This is a genomic window from Thauera sp. DNT-1 (assembly GCF_055393985.1).
Genome location: NZ_AP043752.1, coordinates 3,773,890 through 3,793,545, shown reverse-complemented (window position 1 = coordinate 3,793,545; position 19,656 = coordinate 3,773,890). Strand labels below are relative to the sequence as shown.

Annotated in this window: 17 protein-coding genes; 4 read left to right on the top strand and 13 right to left on the bottom strand. The window is 69.2% G+C overall.

The genetic code is table 11. From position 1 onward, the window contains the following. The first annotated feature begins 51 nt into the window (after positions 1-51). Together ACZ5PP_RS17510 and recQ are read left to right on the top strand one after the other, a co-directional pair. Positions 52-525: a YbjN domain-containing protein gene (locus tag ACZ5PP_RS17510; RefSeq protein ID WP_276661130.1), complete on the top strand. Its 474-nt coding sequence runs from the start codon at positions 52-54 to the stop codon at positions 523-525. Positions 526-609: 84 nt separating this feature from the next. Continuing rightward, positions 610-2,502, top strand: a complete 1,893-nt coding sequence (gene recQ, locus ACZ5PP_RS17505; protein ID WP_370695902.1) for a DNA helicase RecQ — start codon at positions 610-612, stop codon at positions 2,500-2,502. A 7-nt stretch (positions 2,503-2,509) separates the two neighbouring features. Here recQ and cyoE read toward each other — a convergent pair whose 3' ends face one another. From cyoE to ACZ5PP_RS17485, 4 genes are all read right to left on the bottom strand, one after another. Continuing rightward, positions 2,510-3,418, bottom strand: a complete 909-nt coding sequence (cyoE, locus tag ACZ5PP_RS17500; protein WP_004307860.1) for a heme o synthase — start codon at positions 3,416-3,418, stop codon at positions 2,510-2,512. Positions 3,419-3,509: 91 nt separating this feature from the next. Then, on the bottom strand, positions 3,510-4,580 hold the full coding sequence (locus ACZ5PP_RS17495; protein WP_004307862.1) for a COX15/CtaA family protein: 1,071 nt from the start codon (positions 4,578-4,580) through the stop codon (positions 3,510-3,512). A gap of 10 nt (positions 4,581-4,590) precedes the next feature. Next, entirely contained in the window at positions 4,591-5,151 is a 561-nt protein-coding gene (locus ACZ5PP_RS17490; protein ID WP_004307863.1) for a hypothetical protein, read from the bottom strand. After that, complete coding sequence (locus ACZ5PP_RS17485) at positions 5,138-5,923, bottom strand: SURF1 family protein (RefSeq protein WP_004307865.1); 786 nt, start codon at positions 5,921-5,923, stop codon at positions 5,138-5,140. Before ACZ5PP_RS17485 ends, ACZ5PP_RS17490 begins: the two co-directional genes overlap by 14 nt. Before the next feature lie 23 nt (positions 5,924-5,946). Between ACZ5PP_RS17485 and ACZ5PP_RS17480 the strand changes: the two genes are divergently transcribed. Further along, positions 5,947-6,156: a DUF2909 domain-containing protein gene (locus ACZ5PP_RS17480; protein ID WP_004307868.1), complete on the top strand. Its 210-nt coding sequence runs from the start codon at positions 5,947-5,949 to the stop codon at positions 6,154-6,156. Between the two features lie 17 nt (positions 6,157-6,173). Here ACZ5PP_RS17480 and ACZ5PP_RS17475 read toward each other — a convergent pair whose 3' ends face one another. The 6 genes from ACZ5PP_RS17475 to ACZ5PP_RS17450 form a co-directional block, all read right to left on the bottom strand. Beyond that, a complete protein-coding gene (locus ACZ5PP_RS17475) occupies positions 6,174-7,058 on the bottom strand; it encodes a cytochrome c oxidase subunit 3 (protein WP_004307870.1) in 885 nt (294 codons plus the stop codon). A gap of 46 nt (positions 7,059-7,104) precedes the next feature. Continuing rightward, positions 7,105-7,632, bottom strand: coding sequence for a cytochrome c oxidase assembly protein (locus tag ACZ5PP_RS17470; protein WP_012584807.1), 528 nt, complete (start codon positions 7,630-7,632; stop codon positions 7,105-7,107). Positions 7,633-7,660: 28 nt separating this feature from the next. Then, a complete protein-coding gene (ctaD, locus tag ACZ5PP_RS17465; protein WP_004307874.1) occupies positions 7,661-9,271 on the bottom strand; it encodes a cytochrome c oxidase subunit I in 1,611 nt (536 codons plus the stop codon). A 3-nt stretch (positions 9,272-9,274) separates the two neighbouring features. Then, the gene (gene coxB / locus ACZ5PP_RS17460; protein WP_012584805.1) at positions 9,275-10,441 is read right to left on the bottom strand and encodes a cytochrome c oxidase subunit II; all 1,167 of its coding nucleotides are present in this window, start codon (positions 10,439-10,441) and stop codon (positions 9,275-9,277) included. A gap of 469 nt (positions 10,442-10,910) precedes the next feature. Then, on the bottom strand, positions 10,911-11,960 hold the full coding sequence (locus ACZ5PP_RS17455) for a Glu/Leu/Phe/Val dehydrogenase dimerization domain-containing protein (RefSeq protein ID WP_004307877.1): 1,050 nt from the start codon (positions 11,958-11,960) through the stop codon (positions 10,911-10,913). A gap of 549 nt (positions 11,961-12,509) precedes the next feature. After that, positions 12,510-16,106 (bottom strand): indolepyruvate ferredoxin oxidoreductase family protein, encoded by a 3,597-nt coding sequence (locus ACZ5PP_RS17450; protein WP_012584803.1) that lies wholly within the window; start codon positions 16,104-16,106, stop codon positions 12,510-12,512. A gap of 475 nt (positions 16,107-16,581) precedes the next feature. Here ACZ5PP_RS17450 and ACZ5PP_RS17445 point away from each other — a divergent pair, with 475 nt between their 5' ends. Beyond that, on the top strand, positions 16,582-17,922 hold the full coding sequence (locus ACZ5PP_RS17445) for a sodium-dependent transporter (protein WP_464826376.1): 1,341 nt from the start codon (positions 16,582-16,584) through the stop codon (positions 17,920-17,922). Between the two features lie 222 nt (positions 17,923-18,144). Here the strand turns inward: ACZ5PP_RS17445 and ACZ5PP_RS17440 are convergent, their stop codons facing one another. The 3 genes from ACZ5PP_RS17440 to msrA all read right to left on the bottom strand — a co-directional run bounded on the left by ACZ5PP_RS17440 (position 18,145) and on the right by msrA (position 19,651). Beyond that, positions 18,145-18,603, bottom strand: coding sequence for an Lrp/AsnC family transcriptional regulator (locus tag ACZ5PP_RS17440; protein WP_004307883.1), 459 nt, complete (start codon positions 18,601-18,603; stop codon positions 18,145-18,147). 100 nt (positions 18,604-18,703) lie between these two features. Then, a complete protein-coding gene (locus tag ACZ5PP_RS17435) occupies positions 18,704-19,048 on the bottom strand; it encodes an FKBP-type peptidyl-prolyl cis-trans isomerase (protein WP_004307885.1) in 345 nt (114 codons plus the stop codon). A 33-nt stretch (positions 19,049-19,081) separates the two neighbouring features. Further along, positions 19,082-19,651 (bottom strand): peptide-methionine (S)-S-oxide reductase MsrA, encoded by a 570-nt coding sequence (msrA, locus tag ACZ5PP_RS17430; protein WP_004307886.1) that lies wholly within the window; start codon positions 19,649-19,651, stop codon positions 19,082-19,084. Positions 19,652-19,656: the final 5 nt, after the last annotated feature.

Genomic DNA, 19,656 nt, shown 5'->3' with positions numbered 1-19,656 from the left:
CGCTTTTGCCGGATGCGCCACCGCCCGTGTTTCCACAACAGGAGTGATTCCATGAAGGGACTTTCGAAGGGAAGTCTGTTTTTTTGCGCCCTGCTGAGCGCAGCAGCCGGTCCCGCGTTCGCAGACTCGCTGATCGACGCGACAAAGCCTGAACGCCTCCACGAGATCGCCCGAGGATTCGGCTCCGCCGAGCTCGACAAGGACAGCCAGGGGGATCCGCGCATCACCGGACGGATCGAGGGCACGAAATACGGCATTTATTTCTACGGCTGCGTGAAGGGCGCCGACTGCGACGACATCCAGTTCTCCGCCAGCTGGAGCGGCCCCAAGGTCTCGCTGGAAAAGATCAACGAATGGAACCGGACCAAGCGCTTCGGCAAGGCTTTTCTCGACAAGGACGGTGATCCGAACCTCGAGATGGAGGTGAACCTCGACTACGGCGTCAGCACCCGGAACATCGAGGACTCCTTCAATTGGTGGACCAAGGCCCTCAAGGAATACAAGAAGGTCGTCCTCGAGGAATGACGGATGCGGGCCCGGGCGTCGCAGACGCCCGGCTGCCACCGGTCCGTGTCATCGGACGAGACCCGGCGCGGTAAAATGCGCGCCATGCCCACCGATTTCCCCCGCCTGCCCGGCGAACCACGCACGCCCCCCCCGACCACGTTCGACCAGCGCGACGTTCCCCTCGGCGACGCCGCGCATCGCGTGCTCGAGCACGTCTTCGGCTACCCCGCCTTCCGCGGCGAGCAGGGGGAAATCGTCGAGCACGTGGCTGGCGGCGGCGACGCGCTGGTGCTGATGCCGACCGGTGGCGGCAAGTCGCTGTGCTACCAGATCCCGGCGCTGCTGCGCCACGGCACCGCGATCGTGGTGTCGCCGTTGATCGCGCTGATGCAGGACCAGGTGAGCGCGCTGGTCGAGGCCGGCGTGCGCGCCGCCTTCCTCAACTCCAGCCTGGACATGGAGCGCGCGCGCGCGGTGGAGCGCGCGCTCTGGGACGGCGAGCTCGAGCTGCTCTACGTCGCCCCCGAGCGCCTGATGACACCGCGCTTCCTCGACCAGCTCGACCACCTGCGTGACACCGGTCGGCTCTCGCTGTTCGCGATCGACGAGGCGCACTGCGTGTCGCAGTGGGGCCACGACTTCCGCCCCGAGTACCTGCAGCTCTCCATCCTGCCCGAGCGCTACCCGGCCATCCCGCGCATCGCGCTCACCGCCACCGCCGACCGCCAGACCCGCGAGGAGATCGCCGAGCGCCTCAACCTGCAGGCGGCGCGCCGCTTCGTCTCCAGCTTCGACCGCCCCAACATCCGCTACACCATCGTCGAGAAGAACGACCCGCGCCGCCAGCTGCTCGACTTCATCCGCGAGGAATGTCCCGGCCAGGCCGGCATCGTGTATTGCCTGTCGCGGCGCAAGGTCGAGGAGACCGCCGCCTGGCTGCAGGAGCAGGGCCTCGCCGCCCTGCCCTACCACGCCGGCATGACGCAGGAGATCCGCGCCGAGCACCAGAGCCGCTTCCTGCGCGAGGACGGGCTGATCATGGTGGCGACGATCGCCTTCGGCATGGGCATCGACAAGCCCGACGTGCGCTTCGTCGCCCACCTCGACCTGCCGCGCTCGATCGAGGGCTATTACCAGGAGACCGGCCGCGCGGGGCGCGACGGCCTGCCGGCGCAGGCCTGGATGGCCTGGGGCGCGCAGGACGTGGTGCAGCAGCGCCGCATGATCGACGAGTCGGAGGCGAACGAGGAGTTCAAGCGCCTCGCGCGCAACCGGCTCGACGTGCTGGTCGGCCTGGTCGAGGCCACCGACTGCCGCCGCCAGCACCTCCTTGCCTACTTCGGTGAACAATCGACCCCCTGCGGCAACTGCGACAACTGCCTGCACCCGCCGCAGACGTGGGACGCCACCGAGGCGGCGCGCAAGGCCTTGAGCTGCGTATTCCGCACCGGCCAGCGCTACGGCGCCGGCCACCTGATCGACGTGCTGCGCGGCGAGCTCACCGAAAAGGTGGTCGAGCGCCGCCACCAGGACATCACCACCTTCGGCATCGGCAGCGAGCTCGACGAGAAGCGCTGGCGCACGGTGTTCCGCCAGCTCGTCGCGCGCGAGTTGGTCGCGGTGGACCACGAGCGCTACAACGCGCTGCGCCTCACCGACGCGGCCCGCCCGCTGCTGCGCGGCGAGGCCGAGTTCCACCTGCGCCTGGAGCCCGAGCGCAGCCGCAGCCGCGCCCGGCGGCGCAGCGGCGCAAGCCTGGATATCCCCGACGGCATCCCCACCACGCTCTTCGACCGCCTGCGCGCCTGGCGCTTCGCCACCGCCAAGGAGCGCAACGTGCCGGCCTACGTGGTCTTCCAGGACGCGACGCTGCGCGAGATCGCCATCGCCCGTCCGCACACGCTGGCGGAGCTGGCCGGCATCAGCGGCGTGGGCGATCGCAAGCTGGAGCACTACGGGGCGGCGATCCTGCAGCTGGTCGCCGAAGCGGGCTGATCCTCGATCACAGATAGTGGTCCGCCAGCAGCACGAGGAACAGCATCATCAGGTGGGTGATCGAGAAGCGGAAGGTGCGGATCGCCGTGTCGGCGCGCGGAGCGAACTTGAGCCGCCAGGCGTGGTGCAGGAACCGCAGGTTCAGGGCCAGGCTGCCCGCCAGGTAGAACGGCCCGCTCATCCCCACCAGATACGGCAGCAGGCACACTGCAAGCAGCAGCACGGTGTAGAGCAGCACCAGCGTGCGGGTGAACTCGATGCCATGGGTGACCGGCAGCATCGGCAGGCCGGCGCGGCGGTAGTCCTCGACGCGGTGGATGGCCAGCGCCCAGAAGTGTGGCGGGGTCCACGTGAAGACGATCATCATCAGCAGCCAGGCCTCGGCGCCGACCGTGCCCGTCATCGCCGTCCATCCCAGCACCGGCGGCAGCGCGCCCGCGACCCCGCCGATGACGATGTTCTGGGGGGTGGCGCGCTTGAGGAACACGGTGTAGACGACCGCGTAGCCGAACAGCCCGGCCAGCGTCAGCCACGCGGTGAGCGCATTGACCTCCACCAGCAGCAGCACGAAGCCCGCCGCGGCGAGCGCGCACGCGAAGCCCAGCGCCTGCGCGCCGCTCAGGCGCCCGCTGGGCAGCGGACGCAGCCGGGTACGCGCCATGCGGGCGTCGATCTTGTGGTCGAGCACGTGATTGAAGGCCGCCGCCGCGCCTGACACCATGGCGATGCCCAGGCTCGCCACCAGCATGCGCGCGAAGTCGGGCAGCCCGGTGGTGGCGAGCATCATGCCCACCCAGGCGGTCAGCACCAGCAGCGCCACCACGCGCGGCTTGGTGAGCTGCCAGAACGCGCGACCGAGCGCGAGCGCCTCGCCCAGGCTGCCTGCCGCCGTCGGAATTCGCTTGTAGCCGTCCATGTCCGCCTCCCCTGCCTCTCTCCGTCGGGCCTTGCCGCCCGAGATCGCGCGCCACTCTCCGGCAAGCCGCTCGCGAGCCCTCATCGAGCCCTCAGCGGGCCCTCAGCGGGCCCTCGAGCGCTCCCCCGTGCGAAGGTCCCGCCCACGCCCGTCCTCGGGCACCCGCCCCTCGAGCCGCGTTCACCCGGATCTGCCGCACCAGCAGCACCAGGGCGGCCAGCAGGCAGGCCGCGGTCAGGTTGTGGGCGACCGCATTGAAGAGCGGTACCTGGCCGACGACGTTGACCAGGCCGAGCGTCACCTGCAGCACCAGCAAGGCGCCGACCGCCGCCGCGAGCCGGCGCAGGCGCACGCTCGCCGCCCGACGCCGGCACAGCAGCACCAGGCTGGCGAGCACGGCGGTGGCCACCAGTGCACCGATGCGGTGGAGCACGTGGATGCTCATCCGGGCCTCGTAGGGCAGCACGCCGAACTCGTAGGTCTCGTGTCCCAGCGGCAAACCGAAGGCGGCGCGCAGCGAGAACCGCGCGCTCCAGCCGCTTTCGCACAAAGGCAGTTGATGGCACACCGCCGCTGCGTAGTTGGCCGAGGTCCAGCCGCCGAGCGCGATCTGCGCCAGCAGCACGACGACGGCGAGCCAGGCCAGCGGCAGCAGCCGGACAAGCCCGGGCTCGGCGGGCCGGGCAGGCTCGGGGCGGTCGTGGCCGAGCTCGACGCGCAGCAGCGCCAGCATCGACAGCAGCGCGAAGCCGCCGAAGAGGTGCGCCACCACCACCACCGGCATCAGGCTCAGCGTCACCGTCCACATGCCGAGCGCGGCCTGCAACACCACCAGCGCCAGCAGCGCCGCGGCCAACCCGCGCCCGCGCGGCAGGCGGCGCGAGACCGCGAAGATCGCCAGCACGCACAGCCCGAGCAGGCCGGCGAGGTAGCGGTGCACCATCTCGTTGCGCGCCTTGAAGGGATCGACCTGCGCAGCGGGGAAGCGCGCCTGCGCCGCCGCGATGTGCTCGTCATGCACCGGCGGCGTCAGCCGTCCGTAGCAACCCGGCCAGTCGGGGCAGCCCAGCCCGGCGTCGGTGAGCCGGGTGTAGGCGCCGAGCGCGATCACCGCCAGGGCGAGCACCAGGGTTGCATCCACCAGCCAGCGCACGCGCGTCATCGCCCTCTCCTCACACACCGCTGCGCTCGTAGTTCATCAGGCGCAGCAGGTCGCTGCGGATGTCGCCCGCCACCCGCTGCGCCTGCTGCGGGCCGGGCTCGACCGCGTAGCGCAGCAGGGCGAGGCCGCGCGGATCGACCAGCACGATCCGCCCCTGGACCTCGACATCGCCGACCTGCGCGGCCTGCCATTCGACGTGCGGAAAGCGCGCGCGCACGACCGGGCTCTCCACCGCCAGCACCAGCGCCTGCACCCGCGCCTGCTTGCGGCCGAGGCCGGCGTGAAGCTGCTGCAGGATCCGCAGTGCCTGCGCGCAGCGGGACGCGGGAGTGCCCGCCCCGCCCTCCTCCGCGCACGCCGGCTCACCCTCCGCCGCCGGCACGTAGACCAGATGCCAGCGCCCGCCGCCACGTTCCGGCGCCGGCAGCAGCCGCAGCTCCTGCGTCAGCCACTCGCCGTGATTGACGGTCGGCGCGGCGGAAAACCAGCCCCAGCGCAGGCTCGCCCACGCCGCCGCCAGCGGGACCAGCGCACAGAGCACGAAGAGGCTGAAGAACTTACGGCTGCTCATGCGCGATCTCCCCTGAAACGGCCGGCACCCGGCGTGCGCTCGCAGCCAGCGCGACGGCGACCACCGCGAGTGCGAGCAGGCCCCATTGCAGCGCGTAGGCGCGGTGGCGCGCGGGCGGCAGCACCACCGGCCGGTAATGGATATGGAAGGGCGAGGCCTGCTGCTGGTAGATCAGCCCCGGCGCCAGAGGCACCGCCAGCCAGACCGCGAGTTGCGCCGGGTCCGCGCGCTGGATGCGCATCGGCCAATGCCCGTGGTCCTCTAGGTTGGTGCCGAGCAGCAGGCCGCCAAGCTCGGTGCGCAAGAGGCCGTGCACGCGCAACTGCGACGGGATGACCGGCGTCGGCAGCACCTCGCGTCCGCCCTCGGCCGCGATCCAGCCGAGATTCACCAGCGCCGCCCGCGCCGGGGCGTTGCGGCTGCCGGCGACGCGGGCCGCGCCGATGTCCTCGACCGCGATCACCACGTCGTAACCCGGCCTGCGGTCGACGACGCGGTTATCCACCAGCCACACCATCGGCGCGATCCAGCGCGCCTCGAAGTCGAGCACCATGCCGTCGATCTGTGCCGCATCGGTACGCGCACCGAGACCGTCCAGGCCCACCGCGCCCTCGCTCGCCCACCGCGCGATCCGCGCCAGCGTGGCGGCCTTGTCCTCGCCGCGCTGCCATTGCCACGCCGACAGGCCTGCCGGCAGCGCGGCGATCGCGAGCACCGCGAGCATCCATCGCCAGCGCAGCACCCAGGCGTGGCCGAACGCGCTAATCTTCATCGGTCCTCCGCCGGAGCTCACCCATGGCCTTCAAGCTCGTCATCGTCGTGCTGCTCGTGCTGGTCGTCGTCAGCCTGTTCCAGGCGCTGTACGTGATGCTGAAGGGCGACGGCAGCGCCCCGCCGATGTCGAAGTTCCTCGGCCGCCGGCTGGCGTTCTCGGCGGCAGTGCTGGGGCTGCTGCTGGTGCTGCTCGCCACCGGGGTGATCACGCCGCATGCACGTCCGTACTGAGTCCGCATGGCCGGGCCTCACAGCACATAGACGAAGACGAAGAGGTTGAGCCACACCACGTCCACGAAATGCCAGTACCACGCCGCGGCCTGAAAACCGAAGTGGCGCTGGGCGGTGAAGTGGTCCTTGATCACGATGCGCAGCAGCATCACGAGCAGGATCAGCGCGCCGATGGTCACGTGCAGGCCGTGGAAGCCGGTGAGCAGGTAGAAGGTGTTGCCATACACGCCCGAATCCAGGCGCAGGCCGAGATCCCGATAGGCGTGCATGTACTCGTAGCCCTGCAGGAACAGGAACACCACGCCGAGCAGCACGGTGATCGACAGGAAGAGCTTCAGGCGCAGGCGCTTGCCCTGCTCGATCGCCACGTGCGCCACCTGCAGCGTCACCGACGAGGCGAGCAGGATCAGGGTGTTGAGCAGCGGAATGCCGGTCCATGGCATGGCCTGGGTCGCGGTGCCGCCGGGGGTCTGGAGCAGCGGCCAGGCGGCCTCGAAATTCGGCCACAGGATCGCGGCGGTCATCGCGTTGTCGCCGGCGCCGTCCAGCCACGGCACCGCCACCACGCGCGCATAGAACAGCGCGCCGAAGAAGGCGAGGAAGAACATGACCTCGGAGAAGATGAACCAGCTCATGCACTGGCGGAAGGAACGCTCGAGCTGCGCGCTGTAGAGCCCGCGCTGCGATTCGTCGATGACCTTGCCGAACCAGCCGAACAGCGTCACCACCAGCAGCGCGAAGCCAGCGCCGAACACCCAGGGGCCGCTACGCGCCTCGGGCTGGTCGAGCTGGCTGATCCAGGTCGCCGCGCCGTAGCCGATCAGCAGCAGGGCGAGCGCCCCGACGATCGGCCAGGCGCTGTCGTGCGGGACGTAGTACTTCTGATGCGTGGTCGTCGCCATGGTGCTTCTCCCTTGCTGCGGTCGCGCGCGCCCGGGCCGCGCCGCGTCAGCGGCTCGCGCGCTGGCCGACGCTGCGATACAGGCGATACGACAGCGTCAGGTTCTTGAAACGCTCGGGCAGTTCCGGATCGACGTAGAACTGCACCGGCATGAGCTTGCGCTCGCCCGGCGCCAGCGGCTGCTCCTGGAAGCAGAAGCATTCGATCTTCATGAAGTGGCGGGCGGCCTCGCCGGGCGACACCGAGGGTACGGCGGTGGTCACGATCGGCTGGTCGCTGCGGTTCTCGACCACGAAGGACACGAGCTGCAGCTCCCCCGGGTTGAGCCGCAGGCGCGCGGTCTCGGGCGCGAAGTCCACCGCCACCGCGGGGTCGTGGGTGGCTAGGAACTCGACGCTGACCTCGCGCCCGCGGTCGACGCGGTCCGGGGCCGCCGCCGCCACCTTGTCGGTCTTGCCGTTGATGCCGGTGATGTCGCAGAACACGTCGTACAGCGGCACGAGCGCGAAGCCGAAGGCGAACATCGCCGCACAGGCCAGCAGCAGCTTGTTGATCAAACTACGGTGGGCAGACATCTCGCGTCCTCCCTGTGCCGCCGTGCGCTCACTTGACCACCGGCGGAGTGTCGAAGGTGTGGTAAGGCGCGGGCGACGGCACCTCCCACTCCAGCCCCTGTGCGCCCTCCCACACGCGATCGGTGGCCTTGTCGCCGATGCCGCGCATGCAGCGCACCACGCCCCACAGGAAGAGCAGCTGCGACAGGCCGAACAGGAAGCCGCCGATGCTCATGAAGGCGTTGAGGTCGGCGAACTGCAGCGCGTAGTCGGGAATGCGCCGCGGCATGCCGGCGAGGCCGACGAAGTGCATCGGGAAGAACAGCATGTTCACCGACACCAGCGAGCACCAGAAGTGCACCTGGGCGAGGCGCTCGTCGTACATCACGCCGGTCCACTTCGGGATCCAGTAGTACACCGCGGCGATGATGCCGAACACCGCGCCGGTCACCAGCACGTAGTGGAAGTGGGCGACGACGAAGTAGGTGTCCTGGTACTGGAAGTCGGCGGGGATGATGGCCAGCATCAGCCCGGAGAAGCCGCCGATGGTGAACAGCACGATGAAGGCGAGCGAGAACATCATCGGCACCTCGAAAGTCATCGAGCCGCGCCACATCGTCGCCACCCAGTTGAACACCTTCACTCCGGTGGGCACGGCGATCAGCATGGTGGCATACATGAAGAACAGCTCGGCGACCACCGGCATGCCGGTGGTGAACATGTGGTGACCCCACACGATGAAGGACAGGAAGGCGATGCTGGCAGTGGCGATCACCATCGACTCGTAGCCGAACAGCGGCTTGCGCGCGAAGGTGGGGATGATGGTGGAGACGATGCCGAAGGCCGGGAGGATCATGATGTACACCTCCGGATGGCCGAAGAACCAGAAGATGTGCTGGAACATCACCGGGTCGCCGCCGCCCGCGGCGTCGAAGAAGCTGGTGCCGAAGTACTTGTCGGTCAGCACCATGGTGACCACGCCGGCCAGCACCGGCATCACCGCGATGAGCAGGAAGGCGGTGATCAGCCAGGTCCACACGAACAGCGGCAGCTTCATCCAGCCCATGCCCGGCGCGCGCATGTTCCAGATGGTGACGATGACGTTGATCGCCCCCATGATCGAGGACACCCCCATCAGGTGCACCGCGAGCACGAAGAAGGCGGTCGAATCTCCGCTGTACTTGGTCGACAGCGGCGCGTAGAAGGTCCATCCGGCGGCCGGCGCGCCGCCTTCCATGAACAGCGTGGACAGCAGGATCGCGAACGCGCACGGCAGGATCCAGAAGCTCCAGTTGTTGATCCGCGGCAGCGCCATGTCGGGAGCGCCGATCATCAGCGGGATCATCCAGTTCGCCAGGCCGACGAAGGCCGGCATCACCGCGCCGAACACCATCACCAGGCCGTGCACCGTCGTCATCTGGTTGAAGAAGTGCGGATCGACGAACTGCAGCCCGGGCTGGAAGAGCTCGGCGCGGATCACCATCGCCAGGCTGCCGCCGGTGAACAGCATGGCGAGCGAGAACAGCAGGTAGAGCGTGCCGATGTCCTTGTGGTTGGTGCTGAACAGCCAGCGCGCGAGGCCGCGCGGCTTGTGGTCGTGGTCGCGCGGACGCCCTGCAGCGCCGTGTGCATCGAGGGTGCCGGTGACCTGGGTGCTCATGACTCACTCCCCCTTCGCGATCGCGGCCGCGATGTCGGCCGGCTGCACCTGGTCGCCCTTGGCGTTGCCCCAGGCGTTGCGCTCGTACGTGATGACCGCGGCCAGCTCCTTGACACCGAGCTGCTTGCCGAAAGCCTGCATCGCGGTGCCGGTCTTGCCGAACAGCACGATGTGGAGGTGGGCCGCCGGCTCGCCGGTGGCGATCGCGCTGCCCTTCAATGCCGGGAACACGCCGGGCAGGCCCTCGCCGCCGGCCTGGTGGCAGGCGACACAGGCCCGCTCATAGACCTGCCGGCCGAGCGCCATCTGTTCGTCCATGCTCATCGGTCCGGCGCTCTCGGCCTCGGCCTTGGCCTGCTCGGCGGCGGCCACCTGCTGCGCCGCCCAGGCCTCGAAGTCCGCGGGCGTCTTCACCTCGACCGCCACCGGCATGAAGCCGTGGTCGCGCCCGCACAGTTCGGCGCACTTGCCGTAGTACAAGCCGGGCTTGTCGATGCGCGCCCAGGTCTCGTTGATGAAGCCGGGCACCGCGTCCTTCTTGATCGCGAAGTCGGGTACCCACCACGAGTGGATGACGTCGTCGGCGGTCAGCAGGAAGCGCACCTTCTTGCCACTGGGCAGCACCAGCGGCTTGTCCACCGCCCTCAGGTAGTCCGGCGTCTTGTCCGCCGCGTTGGCGATCTGCGCGCGCGGCGTGGCGAGCACCGAGTAGAACTCGATCGGGTAGTCGAGGTACTTGTAGTGCCACTTCCACTGCGAACCGGTCACCAGCACGGTGAGCTCGGATGCGGAAGTGTCTTCCATCGCGATCAGCGTGCGGGTGGCCGGAACCGCCATCGCCACGAGGATCAGAACCGGGATCGCGGTCCACAGGATCTCGACCTTCAGGCTGCCATGGAACTGCGCCGGCACTGCCCCCCTGGCCTTGCGGTGACGCACGATGGACCAGAACATCAGGCCGAACACGACCAGCGCGATGGCGACGCAGATGTAGAAGATGGTCATGTGCAGGTCGAAGACCTGCCGGCTGAGCTCGGTGGCGCCGCGCGTCATGTTCAGGCGCATGTCCTGCGCGCCCGCAGGAACGCCGGCCACCAGCATCGAGGCCGCGACCAGGGCACGGCCGGGAGGGAGCGTCCCGGGCCTCGCCCCGGATGAATGGTGTCTCACTGCCGACCCCCCTTTATCGTTATGGGCGTGAAACCGCCGCGAATGCGTGCACGAAGGTCCGCCGTCCCGAGTCGGCGTCATGGCGTGGTGCGCGGTCCTGGGGAACGGACCCGGGCCGCCAGGCCTTGCCTGGGCGGCCGCCATCACGACGGGCGGAACTCTTACGTCAATATATGCGGGAAAATACGAAAGGCAAGGATGGATGCGAACGGCAGCGCGAGCCATTCGCATTCGCACTGCATGCAGGCGCATCGGCAAGCGCAAGACGATGCCTCGCGCGCGCAGCACAGGGACGCGCACGGCCGGGCCGCTGGGGGCTGCACCGAGCCTCGGGCATGGCCGAATGCCCGGAGGCGTTCTTTGCCGTGCCCGGGCGCGATCCGAACGCCTCCGAGCGTTCGATCGTGCCTTCGCTCGGGGCATGGTGGACGTGCCGTGCCGTGCAACCGCCCCGCGCGACGCCCGCGGCTCAGCGCCGGAAGCGCTCCTCGGCGATCGCGTCGGCGACCTCGGCGGTGGGACGTTCCTCCTCGCGCGCGCGCTCGAAGACTTCCATGAGGTTGTCGCGGATCCCCTCGATGTGGCGGATCAGTGCGGCGCGCTCGAAGCCGATGCGCTCGTGATACACGTCGATGATGCCGCCGGCGTTGATGACGTAGTCGGGCGCATAGAGGATGCCGCGCTTCATCAGCTCGAGGCCGTGGCGGGGCTCGGCGAGCTGGTTGTTGGCGGCGCCGGCGACGATCTTCGCCTTCAGCTGCGGGATGGTCGAATCGTTCAGGATGGCGCCGAGCGCGCAGGGCGCGAACACATCGACGTCGAGCCCGAAGATCTCCTCCGGCGCGACCACGGTGGCACCCAGTTCCTTGCCCGCCTGCACCAGCGGCTCGCGGTGAATGTCGGTGACCCACAATTTCACGCCCGCCTCCCCGAGCTGGCGGGCGAGATCGAAGCCGACGTTGCCCACGCCCTGCACGGCCACGCGCAGGCCTTCGAGCGAGTCGCGGCCGAGACGCTCCTTCACCGCCGTCTGGATGCCGACGAAGGTGCCGTAGGCGGTGGCCGGCGACGGGTCGCCGCTGCGCGTGCCCTCGTCCGAAGGCTTGTCGTGGATGCCGGCGACGTGACGGGTGAACTGCGTCATGTACTTCATGTCGGCAACGCTGGTGCCGGAGTCCTCGGCGGCGATGTAGCGGCCGTTCAGCTGCTCGAGCGCGCGCGCGAAGGCGGCGAGCAGCGCGGGCGTCTTGTCGGTACGCGGGTTGCCGATGATCACCGACTTGCCGCCACCGAGCTTGAGCCTGGCCATCGCCGACTTGTAGGTCATGCCGCGCGACAGGCGCAGCACGTCGCGCACCGCCTCCTCCTCGCTGGCATAGGGCCACATGCGGCAGCCGCCGAGCGCGGGGCCGAGGTTGGAATTGTGGACGGCGATGATCGCCTTCAGTCCGCTCTTGTCGTCGCTGACGAAGACCACCTGCTCGTGGTCGGCGAAGTCGCTCAGGGAAAATACGGCCATGCTGTGTCTCCTTCCTTGTGGGAACGTGGATGATTTCCGCAGTCCCGGCGCCAGGGGTGGCGACGCCGGCGCTGCGGCAGGGGTGAAGAGGGGTTCCGGTTCGCCGTCGATCGCGACTTGCGTCGCTCCCACAGCGCCTCCGCCAGCGCGCCGGTTTTCCGTAGGAGCGACGCCAGTCGCGATTACGGCGCTGCCGTTCTGCACCGCGCTCGATTCACGATCGTCGATCGCGACTTGCGTCGCTCCCACCGGCACCTCCGGAAGCGCGCCGGTTTTCCGTAGGAGCGACGCCAGTCGCGATTACGGCGCTGCCGTTCTGCACCGCGCTCGATTCGCGATCGTCGATCGCGACTTGCGTCGCTCCCACCGGCACCTCCGGAAGCGCGCCGGTTTTCCGTAGGAGCGACGCCAGTCGCGATTACGGCGCTGCCGGTCTGTACCGCGCTCGATTCGCGATCGTCGATCGCGACTGGCGTCGCTCCCACAGCGCCTGCGCCAGCGCGGCGATCTTCGTAGGAGCGACGCAAGTCGCGAATACGGCGGCGTGCCTCAGCCCGGGATGATCGCGATGGTCTTGCGCGCCTTGGTGGCGAGCGGCGTGCCCGGTGCGCGGCGGTGGCGGAAGTCCTCCAGCAGCGCGGCCTGGCGCCTGCGTGCGCCGGCGAGGTAGCGCTCGCGCACGTGGCCGTAGCCGCGGATCTGCTCGGGGAGGGCCGCCAGCTCGATCGCGGCCTCGTGGTTGGCGCGGTCGAGGTTGACGACGATCTCGTCGACCACACGCTCGTAGTCGGCGATCAGCTCGCGGTCGAGCTTGCGGTCGTGGCTGCGGGCGAAGGGGTCGAGCCTCGATCCGCGCAGGTGGCGGAGCTTCGCCAGCACACGCATCGCCTTCAGCATCCAGGGACCGTAAGCCTTTTTCTTCAGCTCGCCGCTGGCTGGGTCCTTGTCGGCCAGCATCGGCGGCGCGAGGTGGAAGACGAGCTTGTAGTCGCCCTCGAACTGCTCCTCGACGCGCGCGAGAAAGTCGCTGTCCGTATACAGGCGCGCGACCTCGTACTCGTCCTTGTAGGCGAGCAGCTTGTGGTAGCCGCGCGCCACCGCCTCGGTCAGCAGGGTGATGCCGGGCGCGACCTTCGCCTCCGCGACCCGCACGCGCTCGACCAGGCGCAGGTAGCGCTCGGCGTAGGCGGCATCCTGGTAGTCGGTCAGATGGGTCTTGCGACGCGCGATCAGCTCGTCGACGCTGGTCGACAGGCGGTGGTGCGCGGGCGTGCCGAAGCGCGGCTTGGCGGCCTCACGCACCGCACGCAGGTCGACCGCGGCGCGCCGGCCCCACAGGAAGGCGGCCTTGTTGGCCTCGATCGCGGTGCCGTTGATCTCGATCGCGCGCTCGATCGCCTGCCGCGAAAGCGGCACCAGGCCGCGCTGCCAGGCGAAGCCGAGCATGAACAGGTTGGTGGCGATCGAATCGCCGAGCAGCTCGGTGGCGAGCGCGGTGGCGTCGAGAAACTCGGCCTTGTCCGCACCGACCGCGTCGACGATCTGTGCCTCCATCGCCGCCGCCGGGAACTGCGGGTCGGGGTTGGCGAGCACATCGCCGCTGCGCGCCTGGGCGGCGAAGCCGCGCACGAACTCGCTGGTGTTGGTCTGATCGCGATTGATGAGGACGCGGGTGAGCCCATGCTGCATCTTGGCGAGCGATTCGTCACTGGCCGCCACCACGAGGTCGCAGCCGATCACGGCGTTGGCCTCGCCGGCGGCGACGCGCGCGGCGTGGAGCTGCTCCTGGCGGTCGGCGATGCGCACGTGCGACCACACCGCGCCGCCCTTCTGCGCCAGCCCCGCCATGTCGAGCACCGAGATGCCCTTGCCTTCCAGGTGCGCGGCCATGCCGAGCAGCGCGCCGATGGTCACCACGCCGGTGCCGCCGACACCGGTGATGAGGATGCCCCAGGGCGCGGCGGTGTCGGGCAGCTGCGGCTCGGGCAGCTCGTCCGCGAGACGGCCGCCGAGGGCGCTCGCGCCGCTCGCCTTGCCACGCCGAAGCTTGCCACCCTCGACGGTGACGAAGCTCGGGCAGAAGCCCTTCACGCAGGAATAGTCCTTGTTGCACGAGGACTGGTCGATGAAGCGCTTGCGGCCGAACTCGGTCTCGACCGCGCCCACCGACATGCAGTTCGACTTGTCGCTGCAGTCGCCGCAGCCCTCGCACACGAGGTCGTTGATGACCACGCGCTTGGCCGGGTCGGGGAACTTGCCGCGCTTGCGGCGGCGGCGCTTCTCGGCGGCGCAGGTCTGGTCGTAGATGATCGCGGTGACGGCCGGCGCGGTGCGCAGCTCGCGCTGCACGGCATCGAGCTCGTCGCGGTGGCGCACCGCCACGCCGTGCGGCAGATCGGCCGGGCCGTAGGCGCGCGGCGTGCCGTCGTTGACCACCACCACCGTGCCCACGCCCTCGGCGAGCAGCTGGCGGGCGATGATCGGCACCGACAGCGTGCCGTCGTGCGGCTGGCCGCCGGTCATCGCCACCGCGTCGTTGTAGAGTACCTTGTAGGTGATGTTCACCTTCGCCGCCACCGCGGCGCGGATGGCGAGGATGCCCGAGTGCATGTAGGTGCCGTCGCCGAGGTTGGCGAACACGTGCGGGGTGTTGGTGAACGGCGCCTGGCCGATCCAGGGCACGCCCTCCCCACCCATCTGGCAGAAGGTCTGCGTGTGCTCGGGCGACAGCCAGGTCGCCATGTAGTGGCAGCCGATGCCGGCGATCGCGCGCGAGCCCTGCGGCACCTTGGTCGAGGTGTTGTGCGGGCAGCCGGAACAGTAGTGCGGCACGCGCTGGATGGACAGCCGCGGCCTGGCGAGCGCGGCCTCCTTGGCCTCGATGAAGGCGAGCCGCGCCTTGATGCGGTCCGAGGTGTGGAAGCGCGCGATGCGGCCGGCGATCGCGCGCGCGATCATCGCCGGGGTGAGCTCGCCGGCGGCGGGCAGCAGCCAGTCGGCGTGCGGCAGGCTCCACTCGCCCTTCTCGTCGAACTTGCCGATCACGCGCGGGCGCACCTCATCTTTCCAGTTATAGAGCTCTTCCTTCAGCTGGTACTCGAGGAACTGGCGCTTCTCCTCGATCACGAGGATCTCGTCGAGGCCGTCGGCGAAGCGGCGTACGCCCTCGGCGTCGAGCGGCCACACCATGCCGACCTTGTACAGGCGCAGGCCGATCGCCGCGGCGGTGGTCTCGTCGATGCCGAGGTCGTCGAGCGCCTGGCGCACGTCGAGGTAGCTCTTGCCGCTGGTGAGGATGCCCAGGCGCGCCTGCGGCGGGTCGATGACCATGCGGTCCAGCCCGTTCTTGCGGCCGTAGGCGAGCGCGGCGTAGAGCTTGTGGTGGAGCAGGCGCTCCTCCTGCACCAGCGGGGGGTCGGGCCAGCGCAGGTTGAGGCCGTCGAGCGGCAGCGGGAACTCCTGCGCGCTCGGGACCCGGATGTCCACGCGGAAGGGATCGATGTCGACCGAGGACGAGGTCTCCACCGTGTCGGTCAGCGCCTTGAACGCCACCCAGCAGCCCGAGTAGCGCGACATCGCGAAGCCGTGCAGGCCGTATTCCAGGTATTCCTGGATGCCGGCGGGGGCGAGCACCGGCATCATCAGCGCCTTGAACACGTGCTCGGTCTGGTGCGGCAGGGTCGAGGACTTGGCGGCGTGGTCGTCGCCGGCGATCACCAGCACGCCGCCATGCTGCGAGGTGCCGGCGGCGTTGGCGTGGCGGAAGACGTCGCAGGTCCGGTCCACGCCGGGTCCCTTGCCGTACCAGATGGAGAACACGCCATCGACCTTGGCGTTGGGGTCGAGGCCGAGCTGCTGCGTGCCCCACACCGAGGTCGCGGCGAGGTCCTCGTTGAGCCCGGGCTGGAAGCGGATGTTCATCGGCTCGAGGAAGCGCTTCGCCTTCCAGAACTCCTGGTCGACGCTGCCGAGCGGCGAGCCGCGGTAGCCGGTGACGAAGCCGGCGGTGTTCAGGCCGGCGGCCTCGTCGCGCAGCTTCTGCATCATCGGCAGGCGTACCAGGGCCTGGATGCCGGTCATCCAGGCGCGGCCGGTCTTGAGGGTGTATTTATCGTCGAGGCTGACGGTGGGGGCGATGTTCGACATGGTGGCGTGAACCGCCGCCGGTCGGCAGGCCTGCGCGTCTGGCGCGGGCTGCCGGCGGGTCGGCGTGGTCTCCTCTGCGGGTGGGTCGGTGCGCAACCGCGGCCGGCTCGGCCTGCGGCGCTCGTGGATGCACATGCTAGGGCGAGCGGCGGAAAAGATTTTGCGCAATCGGGGCTGCGGACGCCGATATAAGAAAAATTATTTCACGCATCAAGCCGTACGATGCGCGCCATCCGGACCCAACCGTCCGGCGACCACAAAAGGGGTCGGCACGGATCCGCACACGTCGCGGCGCAGGCATCCCCGCTTGGGCGGCAGGCCTCGGACGTTTAGAATCCGCGCCTTTTCCCTCCACACGCCACGAGCGTGAAACGATCCGAGGAGACCTGCATGAACCCGAACGCCGCCACCCGCGGCGCCGCCCCCGCGCGGCCGCACGCCCCCGTCGCACCCACTCTCCGCAGGGAACGCTGACATGGCCAAGCACGCACACAGCCAATGGTCGTCGCGGATGGGCTTCGTGCTCGCCGCCACCGGCTCCGCCGTCGGCCTCGGCAACATCTGGAAGTTTCCCTACATGGTCGGCCAGAGCGGCGGCGCCGCCTTCGTGCTGGTCTACCTGGCCTGCATCGCCTTCATCGGCGTGCCCATCCTGGTCGCCGAGTGGATGATCGGCCGGCGCGGGCAGAAGAACCCGATCAACACCATGGCCCAGGTCGCGCGCGACAACGGCCACAGCACCAACTGGGCCGTGGTGGGCGCGATCGGCGTGCTCGCCGCCTTCCTGATCCTGTCCTTCTACTCGGTGATCGGCGGCTGGGCGCTGGCCTACATGCGCGACGCCGCCACCGGCGCCTTCATCGGCCTGGACAAGGCGGCGATCGGCGGCGCCTTCGAGGGCTTCCTCGCCCGCCCGGCCGAGCTGCTGACCTGGCACTCGATCTTCATGCTGCTCACCGTCGTCGTCGTGGCGCTCGGCGTGTCCGCCGGCCTGGAGCGCGGCACCAAGCTGATGATGCCGGCGCTCGGGGTGATCCTGCTGGTGCTGGTCGGCTACGCGATGACCACCGGCAGCTTCGGCCAGGGCCTCGCCTACCTCTTCAACCCGGACTGGAGCAAGCTCGACGGCAAGGTGCTGCTCGCCGCGCTCGGCCACGCCTTCTTCACCCTGTCGCTGGGCATGGGCATCATGATGGCCTACGGCTCCTACCTCGGGCAGGAGGTGAACCTGCTGCGCGCCGCGCGCACCGTGGTGATCATGGACACGGTGTTCGCGCTGTGCGCCGGCATGGCGATCTTCCCGATCGTGTTCGCCAACGGCCTGGACCCCGCGGCCGGCCCCGGCCTGGTGTTCGTGACCCTGCCGCTGGCCTTCGGCCACATGGGCGGCGGCCTGGTGATCGGCGCACTGTTCTTCCTGCTGCTGACCTTCGCCGCGCTGACCTCGTCGATCTCGCTGCTCGAGCCGGTGGTGGAGCTGATCGAGGAGCGCACCCCGCTCGGCCGCGTCGCCGCCACGCTGATCGCCGGCATCACCATCTGGGCGCTGGGCATTGCCGCGCTGCTGTCCTTCAACGTGTGGAGCGACGTCAAGCTGTTCGGCATGAACATCTTCGACCTGCTCGACTACGCGACCAGCAAGTTCATGCTGCCGCTCGCCGGCCTGGGGGCGATCGTGTTCGCGGCGTGGAAGCTGGACCAGCAGGGTGTCAAGGCGGAGCTGGGCCTCGGCGATGCAGGATTCGGGCTGTGGACGCTGCTGTCGCGCTACGTCGCGCCGGTGGGTGTGCTGTTCGTGTTCTGGAGCAATCTGTAGGAACCGACGCACCGATCGCGACTTGCGTCGCTCCTACAACATCGCGGCACTCCCGGCCGCACCCGCAGGAGCGACGCCAGTCGCGATCCTGCCCCGCCCGTAGGAGCGACGCGAGTCGCGATCCTGCCGCGCCCGCAGGAGCGACGCGAGTCGCGATCCGGCGCTCCAGAAAGCGCGGCGCGCAGCCTGCATCGTGCCGACACCGCGACCGCCCTGCCCGCCTCACAGCGGCAGGGCGGTCTCGTTCTTGATCTCGCGCAGCGCCACCGCGGAATGGGTGACGTCGATCTCGGGGATCTTGAGCAGGAATTCGTGCATGAACACCGACAAGGCCTCGAGGTTCGGCAGGTAGAGCTTGAGCAGGCAGTCGGTCTCGCCAAGCAGCTCGTAGCACTCCACCACCTGCTCGCAGGCCTTGACCACGCGCTCGAAGCGATCGAGCACGTCGGCGCTGTGCTGCTTGAGCTTGACGCGCACCCACACGCAGGTGCCCAGGCCCACCTTGTGGCGGTCGACCAGCGCGACGTAGCCGCGGATCACGCCCGCCTCCTCCATCTCGCGCACACGCCGCCAACACGGCGTCGGCGACATGCCGACCTTGTCGGCGAGCGCCTGCGTGCTGAGGGTGGAGTCCTTTTGCAGCAGGGTCAGGATGTGACGCTGCGCCGGGTCGAGTTTCATGTCTCCCTGCCTTGCCCGGCTCGAAACGCCGGGTTCTCCTGGTGTCGATGGCGAGGCGGCCGCACCGCCTCGCGGCGGGGGCGCCCGCCCCCGCGTGGGATCACAGCACCTTGAGCAGTTCGACCTCGAACACCAGGGTGGCGTTAGGCGGGATCACACCGCCGGCGCCGCGCGCGCCGTAGCCAAGCTCGGGCGGGATGGTGAGCTTGCGCTTGCCGCCCACCTGCATGCCCTGCACGCCCTCGTCCCAGCCGCGGATCACGTGGCCGGCGCCGAGCGGGAAGACGAAGGGATCGTTGCGATCCTTGCTCGAGTCGAACTTGCGCCCGTCGGTGAGCCAGCCGGTGTAATGCACCGACACCATGCGGCCCTTCTCGGCGGTATCGCCGCTGCCGAGCTCGAGTTCATCGATGACGAGCCCGCTGGCGGTGGTGGTCTGGGTCATGCCGTTCTCCTGCCGTGAGTGAAAGCGCGCATTCTACCTGCTGCCTTCGGGCCAGCGGCGCAGGTCGAAGTGGCTGCGGAATTTCGTGATCTTGGGGGCCACCACGTACTGGCAATACGGCTGGTCGCTGTTGTTCACATAGTAGTCGTGGTGCTCCGGCTCGGCCGGCCAGAAGCGCGGCGCACGCTCGACCCGGGTGACGATCGCCTTCGGGAACACGCGGCGCTCGCCGAGCGCCTCGATGGTGGCGAGCGCGGTGTGCAGCTGCGCCTCGGAGGTGGCGAAGATCACCGAGCGGTACTGCGGGCCCACGTCGTTGCCCTGGCGGTCGACCGTGGTGGGGTCGTGGATGGTGAAGAAGACGTCGAGCAGCTCACGGTAGCTCACCTTCGCCGGATCGAACACGATCTTCACCACTTCGGCGTGACCGGTGCCGCCGGAGCACACGTCGCGGTAACTCGGCAGCTCGACGTGGCCGCCACAATAGCCGGGCACGACCTCATCCACGCCGGCCACCAGGTCGAACACCGCCTCCAGGCACCAGAAACAGCCCCCGCCCAGGATGGCGGTCTCGCGTACCGGATCGTTCTTGCTCTCTGTCATCTGTT

What these genes read in the sequence shown, in the direction of transcription:
- ACZ5PP_RS17510 (WP_276661130.1), top strand. Translation starts at nt 52, where the DNA reads ATGAAGGGACTTTCGAAGGGAAGTCTGTTTTTTTGCGCCCTGCTGAGC.
- recQ (WP_370695902.1), top strand. Translation starts at nt 610, where the DNA reads ATGCCCACCGATTTCCCCCGCCTGCCCGGCGAACCACGCACGCCCCCC.
- cyoE (WP_004307860.1), bottom strand. Translation starts at nt 3,418, where the DNA reads ATGGACGGCTACAAGCGAATTCCGACGGCGGCAGGCAGCCTGGGCGAG.
- ACZ5PP_RS17495 (WP_004307862.1), bottom strand. Translation starts at nt 4,580, where the DNA reads ATGACGCGCGTGCGCTGGCTGGTGGATGCAACCCTGGTGCTCGCCCTG.
- ACZ5PP_RS17490 (WP_004307863.1), bottom strand. Translation starts at nt 5,151, where the DNA reads ATGAGCAGCCGTAAGTTCTTCAGCCTCTTCGTGCTCTGTGCGCTGGTC.
- ACZ5PP_RS17485 (WP_004307865.1), bottom strand. Translation starts at nt 5,923, where the DNA reads ATGAAGATTAGCGCGTTCGGCCACGCCTGGGTGCTGCGCTGGCGATGG.
- ACZ5PP_RS17480 (WP_004307868.1), top strand. Translation starts at nt 5,947, where the DNA reads ATGGCCTTCAAGCTCGTCATCGTCGTGCTGCTCGTGCTGGTCGTCGTC.
- ACZ5PP_RS17475 (WP_004307870.1), bottom strand. Translation starts at nt 7,058, where the DNA reads ATGGCGACGACCACGCATCAGAAGTACTACGTCCCGCACGACAGCGCC.
- ACZ5PP_RS17470 (WP_012584807.1), bottom strand. Translation starts at nt 7,632, where the DNA reads ATGTCTGCCCACCGTAGTTTGATCAACAAGCTGCTGCTGGCCTGTGCG.
- ctaD (WP_004307874.1), bottom strand. Translation starts at nt 9,271, where the DNA reads ATGAGCACCCAGGTCACCGGCACCCTCGATGCACACGGCGCTGCAGGG.
- ACZ5PP_RS17455 (WP_004307877.1), bottom strand. Translation starts at nt 11,960, where the DNA reads ATGGCCGTATTTTCCCTGAGCGACTTCGCCGACCACGAGCAGGTGGTC.
- ACZ5PP_RS17450 (WP_012584803.1), bottom strand. Translation starts at nt 16,106, where the DNA reads ATGTCGAACATCGCCCCCACCGTCAGCCTCGACGATAAATACACCCTC.
- ACZ5PP_RS17445 (WP_464826376.1), top strand. Translation starts at nt 16,582, where the DNA reads ATGGCCAAGCACGCACACAGCCAATGGTCGTCGCGGATGGGCTTCGTG.
- ACZ5PP_RS17440 (WP_004307883.1), bottom strand. Translation starts at nt 18,603, where the DNA reads ATGAAACTCGACCCGGCGCAGCGTCACATCCTGACCCTGCTGCAAAAG.
- ACZ5PP_RS17435 (WP_004307885.1), bottom strand. Translation starts at nt 19,048, where the DNA reads ATGACCCAGACCACCACCGCCAGCGGGCTCGTCATCGATGAACTCGAG.
- msrA (WP_004307886.1), bottom strand. Translation starts at nt 19,651, where the DNA reads ATGACAGAGAGCAAGAACGATCCGGTACGCGAGACCGCCATCCTGGGC.